Origin of the sequence: Kitasatospora sp. SC0581 (assembly GCF_048159585.1) — a bacterium.
Taxonomy (GTDB): Bacteria; Actinomycetota; Actinomycetes; order Streptomycetales; family Streptomycetaceae; genus Kitasatospora.
This window is the reverse complement of sequence record NZ_JBLRWA010000046.1, coordinates 1-13,892: the sequence shown is the minus strand read 5'-3', so window position 1 is coordinate 13,892 and position 13,892 is coordinate 1. Positions and strand designations below refer to the sequence as shown.

The following is a 13,892-nucleotide window of genomic DNA, read 5'->3' as shown; positions in this document are numbered from 1 at the left end:
ACGGCCCCAACCTGTGGGGCCGTCTGCGCACCTGCGGGGCCCGCTCGGGCCCCCGCTCCCTCCGCTCCGTCAGCCCCGGACGGCGCGGCGGCCGAGCGGGGTGAGCGCCCAGGTGGCCAGGGCCGGTACCAGGAAGGCGAACAGCGAGGCCGAGGTCCACTCCTGCGGGGTGAAGTGCAGCGCCTCCTGGGCGGAGGTCCAGAAGTCCGTCCACCAGCCCGCGACCTTGGTCGGCGCGATGAACTGGTAGACCGCGAAGCCCAGGGCCCACGGCAGCAGCATCAGCCAGCGGGACGGCGCGTCGGCGGAGAGGTTCCAGCCGCGCCGGCCGGCGCCGAGGAAGTAGTCCACCACGAGCACCGCCAGCAGCGGCACGAACACCGAGCCGATCAGGCCGAGGAAGCCGTAGTAGGTGTCGGTGAACTCGTCGATCTGCAGCGCCAGCACGGTGATCAGCACGCCGATCGCGCCGGAGAGCACCCGGCGGTCCACCTTCGGCAGCAGGTTCTGCACCGACATCGCGGTCGAGTACACGTTGGCGAAGGACTGGTCCGTCTCGCGCAGCACCAGCACCAGCAGGAACAGCCAGCCGGCCCAGACCCCGAGGAAGGAGTCGAAGATCCGGTTCGGGTCGCCGTCCGACTGCAGCAGCGCCATCAGGCCGAGCACGTAGCACCAGACCTGGGCGACCGTGTAGCCGGAGAAGCTGCCCCAGAACGCCGAGCGCGGGGTGCGCGAGTGCCGGGTGTAGTCGGCGGCCAGCGGCACGAAGGAGACCGACACCGCGATCATCGCGTCGGTGGCGCCGAGGAAGCCGTGCCAGTTGCCCGCGCCCGGGTCCGGCACGCCCTGGCGGCCCAACTGGACGGTGAAGTACACCATCGCCACCGCGACCGCCCCGGCCACGAAGCGGCGCAGCACCGCGATCGAGCCCAGCGGCCAGATGGTCAGCGCGGTGGTCAGCGCGCCCGCGAGCAGGACGAACAGCCAGCGGTAGCCGGTGGTGTGCGCGACGGTCTGCGCGCCCGCCGAGATGGTCAGCAGCTCGAAGACGCCCCAGCCGATGCACTGCACGATGTTCAGCACCGTCGGCAGGTACGACAGCCGGGTGCCGAACAGCCCGCGCAGGTTCGCCATCGCGGGGGCGCCGGTGCGGGCGCCGATCAGCGCGGCCACGGCGAGCATCGCGGTGCCGACCGCCGTACCGATCGTGATCGCGGTCACCGCGGCGGCCAGCGACAGCTCGCTGCCGGGGGCGCCGAGCACGGTGGCGGCGGTGGAGAAGCCGATCAGGCTGACGCCCAGGTTCATCCAGAGCGCGAAGTGGTCCCGGAAGCGCAGCGTGCGCGGCGGTTCGGTGTCCAGGACCAGGGGCGCTTCGACGTGCTCGGCGCGTTCCAGGAGGGCGGTCGCGCCCGGCGCGGGGGCGTTCGCGCCGGAGTCGGAGGCGTTCGTACCCGAAGAAGAGGATGGCGAAGCAGGCGGCATGGCCGATACTCCCTACGCCGGCATTACCCGGACAGGTTCCGGCGGTCAGCGCCCCCTCGAACGTCCGTCACTCGTGTGGCGTACGGTCGACATGCGCACTCTCAGCCTGGTGGGTCCAAGCTCCCGCGTGTCAGTTTGGAGCGCCAGGCTAACCGGCGCGGGTGCCGACGCCCAAGGCCGAGGGCGGGGCGGTCCGCATCGCGGACGCCCGACGGGGAGGGGAGCCCCGGCCGTCGGTAGGGGTGCCGGAGCCGGTGTCGGTGCCGCTGCGGGTGCTGACGCCAGTGCCGGTGTCGGTGCCGGCTAAGGATTCTTATGAGTTCTTCAGAGGGGTCCTTACGGCAAACGAATCGACAGTGCGAAAAACTATGGTCCTTGGTTCTGCCAGCTATGGAGGTCGTCCGTGAGCACCGAGCGCGAGGTTGGGCCCACCGGGCCGCAGGGGGAGCAGCCCGCCGGGCCGGGGGCGGCCGAGTCCGCTGCCGCGGGCCCCGCTCAGGGCGGGCACAACCCGACCATGGCGTTCCGGCGGGTGCCCGAGCCGGAGGTGGGCGCGGTCGAGGCCGCCGCCGCCGAGGCGGCGCCGTCCGCCGACGCCGTTCCGGCCGAGGAGGTCCCGGCCGGGGGTGGGCACAAGCCCACCGTCGCCTTCACCAAGGTGCCCGCACCGGAGGCACCCGCCGAGCCCGTGGCACCCGCCGTACTCGCCGTCGAGGAGCCGGCCGTCGACCCGGCCACCGGCTACATCGACGCGCCGCCGCCGGTCCTGCCGCCCGTTCCGCCCGCCCCGGTGGCCGCCGCACCCGCCGCCCCGGCCCTGCCGCCGGCCGGCAACCCGTACGCCACCCCGACCCACGGCGTCCCCGCCGCCGGCGCGCACGAGGGGTACGGCGCCGCTCCGGCCGCGCCCGCCGCCCCCGCCGCGCACGGCCACCACCCCTTCGGGGCCGGCCAGCCGCTCGGCGGCTGGGGCCCCACCTACGACTCCACCTCCGGCGGCGCCGGCTACCCCGGCGGCCCGGCCGGCCCGCTCGGCTACCCGGCGGAGTACCCCGGCGGCCCCGGCGGCCCGCGCAAGAAGCGCGGCGGCCTGGTCGCCCTGATCGCGGCCGTCGCGCTGGTCGCCGGTGTGGCCGGCGGCGCGCTCGGCGTGTCCGTCTCCGACAGTTCCGACCGCAGGAGCTCCGCGAACGACCACCGCAGCACCACCGTCCAGGCCAGCGACACCCAGAAGAACGAGCCCGTCCCCGGCTCGATCGCCGCCATCGCGCAGAAGGCGCTGCCCAGCGTCGTCACCATCAAGGCGCAGGGCAACGGCGAGTCGGGCACCGGCACCGGCTTCGTCTTCGACACCGAGGGCCACATCCTCACCAACAACCACGTCGTCGCGCCGACCCTCAGCGGCGGCAAACTGACCGTCAAGTTCGCCGACGGCAGCTCCTACAGCGCCTCGGTGCTCGGCCACGCCGAGGGCTACGACGTCGCCGTGGTCAAGATCGACAACCCGCCCAAGAGCAAGCTGGCCCCGCTGCCGCTGGCCGACTCCGACAAGGTCAACGTCGGCGACGCCACCGTCGCGATCGGTGCGCCGTACGGCCTGGAGTCCACCGTCACCAGCGGCATCATCAGCGCCAAGGACCGCCCGGTGGCCTCCGGCGACGACACCGGCTCGCAGGCCTCGTACATGAACGCCCTGCAGACCGACGCCTCCATCAACCCCGGCAACTCCGGCGGCCCGCTGCTCGACTCCGGCGGCGCGGTGATCGGCATCAACTCGGCGATCCAGTCCAACGCCTCCGCCAACGGCCGGGCCGGCAGCATCGGCCTGGGCTTCGCCATCCCGATCAACCAGGCCAAGTGGGTCGCGGACACCCTGATCAAGACCGGCAAGCCGGTCTACGCCAAGCTCGACGTGCTGCGCAACGACGACTACAAGGGCGACGGCGCGCAGATCCAGACCAAGGACATCCAGGGCCAGCCCGCCGTCACCCCCGGCGGCGCGGCCGACAAGGCCGGCCTCAAGCCGGGCGACGTCATCACCAAGCTCGGCGGCGTCCCGATCGACAACGGCCCCGCCCTGGTCAGTCGGATCTGGACGCACAAGCCCGGCGAGACCGTCGACGTCGAGTACACCCGCAACGGCCAGACCCTCACCACCAAGGTCACTCTCGGCCAGCGCGAGGGCGACCAGCCGTAACCCCCGCCCGCACCGAAACGTGTGCACCGAACCCCGCCGGACCCGTTAGGCTGACCTCCGCCTGGAGAGCTGCCCGAGCGGCCTAAGGGAACAGTCTTGAAAACTGTCGTGCGGTGACCCCGTACCGTGGGTTCGAATCCCACGCTCTCCGCCGGTAGGAGAACCACCTGCTCAGGGCGGGTGCCGAGACCACTCGGCACCCGCCCTCGGTGTTTTCCGGGCGGGTGCGGGCGCCGGCTGTGGGCCAGGTGGGGAACTGCCGTGGAACGGCCACGGGCGAGGGCGGGGCGGGGGTTGACCCTGACACGGTGGCAGGGGGTGGAGTGGTCGCACCATGTTGAACATCGGAGACTTCGCCAGCCACGGCCGGGTGTCGGTGCGGATGCTGCGCCACTACGACGCGATCGGGCTGCTGCGGCCCGCCCGGGTGGACCCGGTCAGCGGCTACCGCTTCTACGAGGCGTCCCAACTGGCCCGGCTCAACCGGGTGATCGCGCTCAAGGAGCTCGGCTTCACCCTGCAGCAGGTGCGGGCCGTCCTGGACGAGCGGGTGGACGCGGCCGAGCTGCGCGGGATGCTGCGGTTGCGGCGGGCCCAGCTCGCCGCGGCGATCGCGGCCGACGAGCTGCGGCTGGCCCGGGTGGAAGCGAGGCTCCGGACGATCGAGAGCGAGGGGACCATGTCCGTGCGGGATGTCGTGGTGAAGCCGGTGCCGTCCGTCCGGGTGGCCCAACTGACCGGTGTGGCCGCGAGTTACGAGCCGGAGGACATCGGGCCGGTGATCGGGCCGCTGTTCGCCGAGCTGTGCCGGCGGCTGGCCGGGGCCGGGATCGAGGCGGCCGGCCCGTCCGTCGCCCACTACCAGGACGCCCTGGAGGGCAACGGCTCGGTGCTGGTCGGGGCCGCCGTCCCGGTCGGCCCGTCGGTGCGGACGGGCGCGCACGACTTCGAGGTGGTCGACCTGCCGCCGATCGGGGAGGCGGCGACGATCGTGCACCGCGGCCCGATGGACGAGGTCCTGGGCGCGGGCCAGGAGCTGGCCCGCTTCATCGAGGAGAACGGCTACCGCTCGGCCGGCTACGCCCGGGAGCTGTACCTGGAGTGCCCGGAGGATCCGGCGGGGTGGGTCACCGAGCTCCAGGAGCCGGTGGTCCGCGGGTAGCCGGGCTTGCCCTCGACCCGGTCGAGGGTCCTAGCGTCACCGGGCATGACCACTGCCGCTGCCACCGCCGCCGTCGGTTCGCGGGCCGCGCTGCCCCGGACGTACCTGCTCTGGCTGGCCGGGGTCCAGGCCGGACTGCTGGGCGACGCCGCGCTGTACTTCGCCCTCGGCTGGGCCGCCTCCGCGCACGGCGGCGGCGCGGCCGGGCTGGTCCTGACGGCGGTCACGGTGCCGCGCACCGCGCTGGTCCTGCTGGGCGGCGCGGTCGCGGACCGGTTCGGCGCCCGTCGGGTGATGCTCGTCGGGGACACGGTGATGCTGGTCGCGACCGCCGCGCTGGCGCTGGTCGCGGCCGACCGGGGCACACCGCTCTGGCTCCTGGTCGCGGCGGCGGCCGTGATCGGGACGGTCGACGCCTTCCACCTCCCGGCGAGCGGTTCGATGCCGCGCCGGCTGGTGCCCGCCGACCGGCTGCCCCGGGCGCTCGCCCTGCGGCAGGCCGGCGGGCAGGGCGCCGTCCTGCTCGGGGCGCCGCTCGGCGGCCTGCTGGTCGCGGCCGGCGGGCTGCCCGGCGCGGCACTCGTGGACGCGGTGAGCTTCGGGGTCGTGCTGCTGGTCCTGCTGCGGGTCCGCCCCGGGGCGGACGGGCCGTCCGGTCCGCGGGCCGGCCTGCTGAGCGAGGCCGCGTCCGGCGTCCGGCTCGCCCTGGCCGACCCGTTGCTGCGGGCCGCGCTGCTGCTCACCGGTGCGGCGGCCGGGGCGCTGCTGCCGGTGGTGTCGCTGCTCGGCCCGCTGCTCGCCCGGGCGCACGGCTGGTCGGCCGGGACGGCGGGACTGGTGAGCGGCGGGCAGGCGGCCGGGGTACTGGCGGTGGCCGTCCTGGTCGCCCGGCGGGGCGCGCTGCCCCGGGCCGGCGTGGGGGCGGCCGCCGGGCTCTGTACGGCGTCGGCGGGGATCGCGCTGCTGGCCCTGGCCGCGGGGCCGGTGGCGGCGGTGGCCGGCAGTACGGTGGCGGGCCTCGGCTCGGGGCTCTTCGCCTGCCACCTCGGCCCGCTGGTGCTGACCGGCGCGCCGCCGACCCATCTCTCGCGGGTCCAGGCCCTGCTGACGCTCGTGCAGAGCCTGGCCCTGGTGCTCTCGAACGCCCTGCTGGGCCTGCTCGCGGACGCGGCGGGCGCCGCCCCGCCCACCCTCCTCTGCGCCCTCGCCACCGCCACCGCCGGCCTCACCGCCCTGGCCACCCCGACCCTCCGCCGGGCCTGAGCCGACCGGTCGCCGCGTCGGCCCCGGGATCCGGCCGGCACCTCCCCGTACGGCGGCCCTTGCCGCCCGTCCCGCTCCCCGCCCTTCCCGTGGCCCACTTGCCCGCCCCCTGCCGTCCGGGCAGAGTGCGGAGGTGGAGGCGGTCGGGCGGCGAGTGGAGGCGGCGATGAGTGATCTGACGGACCGACTGGTGCAGGGCCTCCCGGACGGGGCCGTCGTGGTGGACCCGGACGTGACCGCCGCGTACCGCCACGACATGGCGGGCTTCTGCGCGGCCGGGCAGCCCGCGGCGGTGGTGTTCCCGGAGACGGTCGAGCAGGTGCGGCACGTGCTGCGCACCGCGACCGAGCTGCGCGTCCCGGTGGTGCCGCAGGGCGCCCGGACCGGGCTGTCGGGTGCGGCGAACGCGGTGGACGGCTGCGTCGTGCTGTCGCTGGTGAAGCTGAACCGGATCCTGGAGATCGACCCGGTGAACCGGATCGCGGTGGTCGAGCCCGGTGTGGTGAACGCCGAACTGTCCAGGGCTGTCGAGGAGTTGGGCCTCTCGTATCCGCCGGATCCGTCCAGCTGGGAGTCCTGCACGATCGGCGGCAACATCGGTACGGGGGCCGGTGGGCTCTGCTGCGTGAAGTACGGGGTCACCAGCGAGTACGTTCTCGGGCTGGACGTGGTGCTGGCGGACGGGCGGCTGCTGTCCACCGGCCGTCGGACGGCGAAGGGCGTGGCCGGGTACGACCTGACCAGGCTGTTCGTCGGCTCGGAGGGGACGCTCGGGGTGGTGGTCCGGGCGGTTCTGTCGCTGCGGCCGGCGCCCGCCCCGCAGCTGGCGCTGGCGGCGGAGTTCCCGAGCGCGGACACGGCCGGGGCGGCGGTCTGCGAGGTGATGGCGCGCGGTCTGACCCCGTCGCTGATGGAGCTGATGGACGCGGTCTCGGTGCGGGCCGTCAACGAGTTGGGGCGGATGGGGCTGCCGGAGTCCACCCAGGCGCTGTTGCTGGTGGCCTTCGACGGGCCGGACCGGGTGGCCGAGCTGGCCCGGGTCGCGCGGCTGTGCCGGGAGGCCGGGGCGACGGAGGTGGTGCCGGCCGAGGACGAGGCGGAGTCCGATCTGCTGCTGGCCGCCCGGCGGATGGCGCTGCCCGCGCTGGACCGGCTGGGCACCACGATGATCGACGACGTGGCGGTGCCGCGCTCCCGGCTGGCGGAGATGCTGAACGGTGTCGCGGTGATCGCCGAGCGGCACGGGCTGACCATCGGGGTGGTCAGTCACGCGGGGGACGGCAACACCCACCCGATCGTCATCTTCGACGCCTCGGACGAGGAGGAGACGGCCCGGGCCCAGCGCTCCTTCGACGAGATCATGGCGCTCGGGCTGGAGCTGGGCGGCACGATCACCGGGGAGCACGGTGTGGGGCTGCTGAAGCGGGACTGGCTGGCCCGTGAGTTGGGCCCGGTGGCGTTGGACCTGCAACGGCAGCTGAAGGCGGTCTTCGATCCGCTGGGAATTCTGAATCCCGGCAAGATGATCTGATTTTCACTGAAGTATTTCGGCGGGGACCGCACGTCCGAACCCCTGCCGTCGTGGTGTGACATCCGACGGCCTTTTCATGACCGGGAAAGTCGACATGGGAGGGTGACCGAACTTTTCCAGGGGCGCGCGTGCGGTTCGCACGCGCCAGGGTGGTGCGCCCAGCGGATCGTGTGACGGTGCCGCGCCGTCCCCCGGACCGACCATCGACCAGCGGCCGTACGGGTGAAGTCCCAGCTCGGACGGGGTATCTCGCCGCGTTTTCCGTTTTCCCGGCCGTCATGCGCGGCCCGGGTGGATATCACGCAAACGGGCGAAATTCGCCGTGTGAGCTAGCGCTTTGTCGATTTGTTGCGGAAGTCTGTCTTCCGGCGTCGCAGCCCGCAGGTGTTCGTCCGGTCGACGAACCTTGCGCACCTTGATCGACCATTGCGCGACAAGCAGCTTCCCGGAGGCATTCATGGCTCGCACCCACCCCCGTCGAACAGCCGGGCTCCTACTCGCCGGCCCGCTCGCGGCCGGCCTGCTGCTGGCCGGTGCCGGGGCTGCCGCCGCCGACAACGGCGCGGGCGCCGAGGGCGCCTCCAACGCCGGGGCGGTCTCCGACACCGGCACCGGCAACGTGTTCGGCGGGGTCGACGGCAACTACGTCTCCACCCAGCAGACCGCCGCCGGCTCCGGCGCCACGAACCAGGACAACACCATCGCGGTGAAGGACAACACCGGCACCGTCCAGGGAGGCCAGGGCAACAAGGACGTCAACGTCGTCGTCGCCCCGACCTTCAACTGACCGGCCGACTGACCGGCCGCACGGCCGAGTGACGGCACCGGGCACCACGGAAGGCGGGGGCGCCGGACGTGGGTGGACGCGGGTGAGCTGAGCAGCCGCCGACAGGCCCGGAACGGAACGGCCGGAACGGACACCGAACCACCGACGCATCACCACCAGAGGGAACAGCGCAACGACCGGCCTGCGGAAAGGGTCACCGCGAAACCGGTCTCGTGGGCGGTGCCGCCATCGGCACCGCCCACGAGTGTGTCCGGCGCCGGTCCCGGGTTCCCCGGCCGTCGGCCCGGGCGTCCCCGCAGGACGTCCCCGCCGGGCCTCCCCGCCGGATCGCCCTGCCGCGCATCGCCGTCGGAGCACCCCGCCAGGCATCCCCGGAATCCCCCGCCGACCGGCCCGGATCCGTCCACCGAGGGCCCGCGCCCGGAGCCGTCGGCCCACGGCGGTACGGTTGCGCTCCGACAGCGCACCCACGTGCCCGGGCCCGGATGGACCGGCCCGGCCGGGGCGGCGACCGCGGCAATCGGAAGGAAGGGCGCGCGATGGCGGCGGAGGAGGAGGGCCTGACCGGCCCGGACGAGGCCAGGCCCGCACCGGAGGCCGGGGCGGAGCCGGCGGCGGACGCGCGTCCGGAGCCGTCGGCCGAGCCGCTCCACGAGCACCGCTCCGGGCCCAGGTCCGTCCCCGAACTACTGCTCGGCCGCCCGCCGATGGCCCGCCCGCTGCCGTCCTTCGACCACCAGGCCGCCCCCGCCGAGCCCGGCCCGCTGTTCGTGGACTGGCTCGCCACCGCGCTGCACGCCGGTGTGCTGGACCCGCAGGCCTTCACCCTCTCGACCGTCGACGCGGACGGCATGCCGGACGCCCGGGTGCTGGTGCTGCGGGACGTCGACGCGGCCGGCACCGGCTGGAACTTCTCGGCGGCCGCCGACAGCCCCAAGGGCCGCCAGCTCGCCGAGCACCCGGCCGCCGCGCTGACCGTCTACTGGCCGCAGCTGGGCCGCCAGGTCCGGGTGCGCGGCACCGTCGAGCGGGCCGCCGACCTGGTCGCGGCCGCCGAGTTCGCCACCCGCTCGCCCGCCGCCCGGGTCGGCGCGCTGGTCGGGCGGCAGAGCGAGCCGCTGGGTTCGGTCGCCGAGTACGACGAGGCGGAGGCGGTTGCCCGTCGCCGGCTGGAGGCGCATCCGGACGCGGTCGCGCCCGGGCACGCGGTCTACACCCTGTGGGCGCACGAGGTGGAGTTCTGGCAGGGCGACGCCCAGCGCCGGCACACCCGGCTGCGCTACACCCGCACCGGCCCGGTCAGCTCCCCGGAGTGGTCGCGCACCCTGCTCTGGCCGTAGCGCTGTAAGGCCGCCGGGTCCCCAGGGCGTCCTGGGGACCGAAGCGAGGGCTACCGTCGCCCGGTCAGCGTGGCCCCCACGCTGGCCGCGACCACGCACCCGATCCCGGCCAGCTGCGGCGCGCCCAGCAGCTGGCCCAGCACCACCAGCCCGACCAGCGCGCTGACCGCCGGCTCCAGGCTGACCAGCACGCTGAACACCCGCTGCGGCATCCGTCGCAGCGCGGTCATCTCCAGCGCGTACGGGATCACCGGCAGCAGCAGCGACACCCCGGCCACCGCGGCGAGCAGCGCCACCGGCGAGGCCTCGGGCGCGGTCAGCCCGTGCCAGGCCTGGCCGAGCCCGAACGGCGCCAGCGTCAGCGCGCCGACCGTCATCGACACCGCCAGGCCCTGGAAGCCCTGGAAGGCCGCGCCGACCTTGTCGGTGAACAGGATGTACAGGGCGTAGCAGGCGGCCGCCCCGAAGGCGTACAGCAGGCCGACCGGGTCGAGCGATCCGCCGCCGTCGCCCTCGCCGAGCAGGGTCAGCAGCGCCACGCCCGCGGCCGCGAGCAGCGCCCAGAGCAGGTGGCTGGCGCGCCGGGCGAAGACCAGGGCGACGGCGAGCGGGCCGAGGAACTCGATGGTCGCGGCGGTGCCCATCGGCAGCCGGTCGATCGCCCCGGCGAACAGGAAGGTCATCCCGGCCGAGGCCATGCCGAGCAGCGCGGCCGCGGCGAGGTCGCGGGGGCGCTTGTCGCGCAGCTTCGGCCGGGTGACGGCGAGCAGGATGACGGCGGCGAAGCCGAGCCGGAGGAAGGTCGTGCCGCTGACGCCGAGCGGGCCGAACAGCGGCTTGGACAGGGCGATGCCGGTCTGCACCAGGAACATCGCGGTCAGACAGAGAAGCGGCGCCGGGATCCGCTCCGGGCGCCGCAGGACCTTGCCGAACCGGCCGGTGGACCGGCCGGGGTGGACTTCGGGTGGCGCCGAGGGGCCGGACGCCCCACCTCGTCGCCAGCTGCCCCGCTCGCCGGCGGGCTCGCCCTTGGGGGAGGGCGGCATGGCCAGGGCCTCGGCGACGGCGGCGGCCGACGACGAGGCGGCAGGGGTTTCGCTGGTATGGGAGGTGGGCATATTTGTGAGTTTGCCGTAAGGAGTGATGAACCAGCAAGCTCGTTACAAAAATCGGGACGGATACGGACGGGTGCGTCCGAAAGGGTGGACTCGCGCGGGTGTCGCGGCGTGGCTGCCGCGGTCGTCCGACGGACCGTCAGTATCAAGGCGGGGTGCGCCATCTCCGCTCCGCCGCCCTCCTCGCCGCCGCCCTCGTGCTCCTGCTGGCCACCGACGGGACGGTCGTGAACGCCGAAGCCGTCACCCCGGCCGCCGGCGCCGCCCCCCGCATCCGGGCCGTCAGGCTGCCCGACCGATCCGGCCCGCCCCGGGCCCGCGACACCTGGAGCGGCCCCGCCTTCGACGCCTGCACCGCACCGCCGCTCGACACCCTGAAGGCCTGGCGCGACGCCTCCCCGTACGGGGCGCTCGGCGTCTACACCAGCGGCTCCCAGCGCGGCTGCGGCCAGCCGCGGCTCACCGCCGAGTGGGTGCGCCAGGTGCGGGCGCTGGGCTGGCGGTTCCTGCCGGTGCACGTCGGACTGCAGGCGCCGTGCGCCGATCCGGGCCACAAGCCCAAGCGGATCGACCCGGGGAAGGCCGTCGAGCAGGGCCGGGAGGAGGCGGACGAGGCCGCCCGGTCCCTGCGCGCGCTCGGCTTCGCCAAGGGCAGCCCGGTCTACCTGGACATCGAGGCCTATCCCTTGCGCGACCCGGCCTGCGGCCAGGCCGTGGTCGACTTCGCCCTCGGCTGGACGGCGGGCCTGCACGCCGCCGGCTACCGCTCCGGCTTCTACTCCAGCCTCGACTCCGGCATCGCGGACCTCGCCGCCGCCGCCCGGGCCGGCGGTTCCCCGATGCCCGACGCGCTCTGGTACGCCCGCTGGGACGGCCAGGCCGACACCGACGGCTCCGGCGCCCTGGCCCCCGACCTCTGGACCTTCCACCAGCGCGTCCACCAGTACCACGGCAACGTCGAGGAGACGTTCGGCGGCGCCACCCTCACCGTGGACCGCAACCACGTGGACGGCCCGACCGCCCGCTGAGACCCGCCCGCTGAGATCCGCCGCCGCCGACCCGTCGCCCTCACCGGGCGGGGAGCGGGCCGGGGGCGGAACCGGGACGAATCCGTGATCCGCGCAACGGGGCCGGGATACTGACAGCAGGGGGTGGGAGCGGCACAATCGGGCACGTCCGCGCGCATTACCGCCCGGTAGGTGCCGCGAGCGCAGCCCCCAGTGCCGCCAGGTCAAGGAGGACCCGTGTTCAGCACGATGCAGGACGTTCCGCTCACCGTCGCCCGAATCCTGGAGCACGGGTCCACGGTCCACGGCCGTTCGACCGTGACCACCTGGGACGGCACCGGCCCGGTCGTCCGGACCTACGCCGAGGTCGGCGCCCGCGCCGCCCAGCTCGCCTGGGCCCTGCGCGACGAGCTCGGGTGCACCGAGGAGAGCGTCATAGCGACGCTGATGTGGAACAACGCCGAGCACCTGGAGGCGTACCTCGCCGTCCCCTCGGCGGGCTCCGTGCTGCACACGCTGAACCTGCGGCTGCCGTCCCAGCAGCTGTCGTTCATCGTCAACCACGCCGCCGACCGCGTGATCATCGTCAACGGCAGCGTCCTGCCGCTGCTCGCCGCCGTCCTGCCGGACCTCGCGCCGACCCTCAGGCACATCGTGGTCAGCGGCCCCGGCGACCGCTCGGTGCTGGCCGGCTTCGCGGGCGGCGTGCACGACTACGAGGAGCTGATCGCCGGCCGGCCCACCGAGTACCCGTGGCAGCGCGACATCGACGAGCGGCAGGCCGCCGTCCTCTGCTACACCTCCGGCACCACCGGGGACCCGAAGGGCGTGCTCTACAGCCACCGCTCGGTCTACCTGCACTGCCTCCAGGTCAACACCGGCGACAACTTCGCCTTCACCCCGAGCGACACCGCGCTGCCGGTGGTCCCGATGTTCCACGTCCAGGCCTGGGGCATCCCGCATGCGGCCTTCATGTCCGGCGCCAACCTGCTCATGCCGGATCGTTTCCTCCAGCCCAAGCCGATGGCCGAGATGATCGCGGCCGTCCGCCCGACCGTCAGCGCCGCCGTCCCCACCATCTGGGCCGGCCTGCTGGGCGAGCTCGACGCCGGCGACTACGACACCTCCAGCCTGCGCATGGTGGTCATCGGCGGCAGCGCCTGTCCGCCCTCCCTGATGAAGGCCTACGAGGAGCGCCACGGCATCCGGGTGCTGCACGCCTGGGGCATGACCGAGACCTCCCCGCTCGGCTCCTTCGCCCAGCCGCCGGGCGGCCTCACCCCCGAGCAGGAGTGGCCGTACCGCATCACCCAGGGCATCTTCCCGGCCTCCGTCGAGGCCCGGCTGATCGGCCCGGGCGGCGAGCGGATGCCGCACGACGGCGTCTCGGCGGGCGAGCTGGAGGTGCGCGGCCCGTGGATCGCCGGGGCGTACTACGGCGGCGCCGGCCAGGACCCGGTCCGCCCGGACGACAAGTTCTCCGAGGACGGCTGGCTGCGCACCGGCGACGTCGGCACCATCACCGCCGACGGCTACCTGACCCTCACCGACCGGGCCAAGGACGTCATCAAGTCCGGCGGCGAGTGGATCTCCTCGGTCGAGCTGGAGAACGCCCTGATGGCCCACCCTGACGTGGCCGAGGCCGCCGTGGTCGCCGTCCCGGACGAGAAGTGGGGCGAGCGCCCGCTGGCCACCGTGGTGCTGCGCCCGGGTGCGACCGCGGGGCTGAAGGAGCTGCGGGCCTTCCTGGGCGAGCGGATCGCCTCCTGGCAGCTGCCGGAGCGCTGGTCGATCGTGGAGTCGGTGCCGAAGACCTCGGTCGGCAAGTTCGACAAGAAGGTGATCCGGGCCAGCTACGCGGCCGAGGAGCTGGACGTCACGGTGCTCGGCAAGGAGTGACCGCGCGAAGGGCCGGGCGCCCCCCGACCAAACGGGGCGGCCCCGCCCGCCACCTGGGCGGGGCGCGTAACCCCGCGGGGGCGGCCGCCCCCACGCCCCCCGC

At 74.3% G+C, this 13,892-nt stretch carries 11 protein-coding genes, 1 tRNA gene and 1 riboswitch; of the genes, 9 read left to right on the top strand and 3 right to left on the bottom strand.

Annotated elements, in window-relative coordinates; all coding sequences use genetic code 11:
* Positions 1-69: 69 nt before the first annotated feature.
* On the bottom strand, positions 70-1,488 hold the full coding sequence (locus ACLWS4_RS35870) for a purine-cytosine permease family protein (protein ID WP_079271981.1): 1,419 nt from the start codon (positions 1,486-1,488) through the stop codon (positions 70-72).
* Positions 1,481-1,625: riboswitch (TPP riboswitch) on the bottom strand. Its footprint overlaps the gene before it by 8 nt.
* Positions 1,626-1,891: 266 nt before the next feature.
* On the opposite strand from ACLWS4_RS35870, the gene ACLWS4_RS35865 reads away from it, so the two are divergent.
* The 5 genes from ACLWS4_RS35865 to ACLWS4_RS35845 all read left to right on the top strand — a co-directional run bounded on the left by ACLWS4_RS35865 (position 1,892) and on the right by ACLWS4_RS35845 (position 7,641).
* On the top strand, positions 1,892-3,685 hold the full coding sequence (locus tag ACLWS4_RS35865; RefSeq protein WP_416876326.1) for a S1C family serine protease: 1,794 nt from the start codon (positions 1,892-1,894) through the stop codon (positions 3,683-3,685).
* A gap of 63 nt (positions 3,686-3,748) precedes the next feature.
* A tRNA-Ser gene (locus ACLWS4_RS35860) sits at positions 3,749-3,836 on the top strand.
* Between the two features lie 183 nt (positions 3,837-4,019).
* Positions 4,020-4,847, top strand: a complete 828-nt coding sequence (locus tag ACLWS4_RS35855) for a MerR family transcriptional regulator (RefSeq protein ID WP_416876325.1) — start codon at positions 4,020-4,022, stop codon at positions 4,845-4,847.
* Between the two features lie 45 nt (positions 4,848-4,892).
* Positions 4,893-6,110: an MFS transporter gene (locus tag ACLWS4_RS35850; protein WP_416876324.1), complete on the top strand. Its 1,218-nt coding sequence runs from the start codon at positions 4,893-4,895 to the stop codon at positions 6,108-6,110.
* A gap of 166 nt (positions 6,111-6,276) precedes the next feature.
* A complete protein-coding gene (locus ACLWS4_RS35845; protein ID WP_375875092.1) occupies positions 6,277-7,641 on the top strand; it encodes an FAD-binding oxidoreductase in 1,365 nt (454 codons plus the stop codon).
* A 276-nt stretch (positions 7,642-7,917) separates the two neighbouring features.
* On the opposite strand, the gene ACLWS4_RS35840 is transcribed toward ACLWS4_RS35845, so the two are convergent.
* Positions 7,918-8,100 (bottom strand): hypothetical protein, encoded by a 183-nt coding sequence (locus ACLWS4_RS35840; RefSeq protein WP_143204509.1) that lies wholly within the window; start codon positions 8,098-8,100, stop codon positions 7,918-7,920.
* Between ACLWS4_RS35840 and ACLWS4_RS35835 the strand changes: the two genes are divergently transcribed.
* Together ACLWS4_RS35835 and ACLWS4_RS35830 are read left to right on the top strand one after the other, a co-directional pair.
* Positions 8,099-8,428 carry a hypothetical protein gene (locus tag ACLWS4_RS35835; protein WP_049656286.1) on the top strand — a complete coding sequence of 110 codons (330 nt, stop codon included), beginning with the start codon at positions 8,099-8,101 and terminating at the stop codon, positions 8,426-8,428. The two genes, ACLWS4_RS35840 and ACLWS4_RS35835, sit on opposite strands and share 2 nt — an antisense overlap.
* Positions 8,429-8,967: 539 nt before the next feature.
* Positions 8,968-9,768, top strand: coding sequence for a pyridoxine/pyridoxamine 5'-phosphate oxidase (locus ACLWS4_RS35830; RefSeq protein WP_234348562.1), 801 nt, complete (start codon positions 8,968-8,970; stop codon positions 9,766-9,768).
* Between the two features lie 50 nt (positions 9,769-9,818).
* Here the strand turns inward: ACLWS4_RS35830 and ACLWS4_RS35825 are convergent, their stop codons facing one another.
* Positions 9,819-10,886, bottom strand: coding sequence for an EamA family transporter (locus ACLWS4_RS35825; RefSeq protein ID WP_199823150.1), 1,068 nt, complete (start codon positions 10,884-10,886; stop codon positions 9,819-9,821).
* Positions 10,887-11,038: 152 nt separating this feature from the next.
* On the opposite strand from ACLWS4_RS35825, the gene ACLWS4_RS35820 reads away from it, so the two are divergent.
* Together ACLWS4_RS35820 and ACLWS4_RS35815 are read left to right on the top strand one after the other, a co-directional pair.
* Positions 11,039-11,911: a glycoside hydrolase domain-containing protein gene (locus ACLWS4_RS35820; RefSeq protein WP_416876323.1), complete on the top strand. Its 873-nt coding sequence runs from the start codon at positions 11,039-11,041 to the stop codon at positions 11,909-11,911.
* A 216-nt stretch (positions 11,912-12,127) separates the two neighbouring features.
* Complete coding sequence (locus ACLWS4_RS35815; RefSeq protein ID WP_074001832.1) at positions 12,128-13,789, top strand: long-chain fatty acid--CoA ligase; 1,662 nt, start codon at positions 12,128-12,130, stop codon at positions 13,787-13,789.
* The last annotated feature ends 103 nt before the right edge of the window (positions 13,790-13,892 follow it).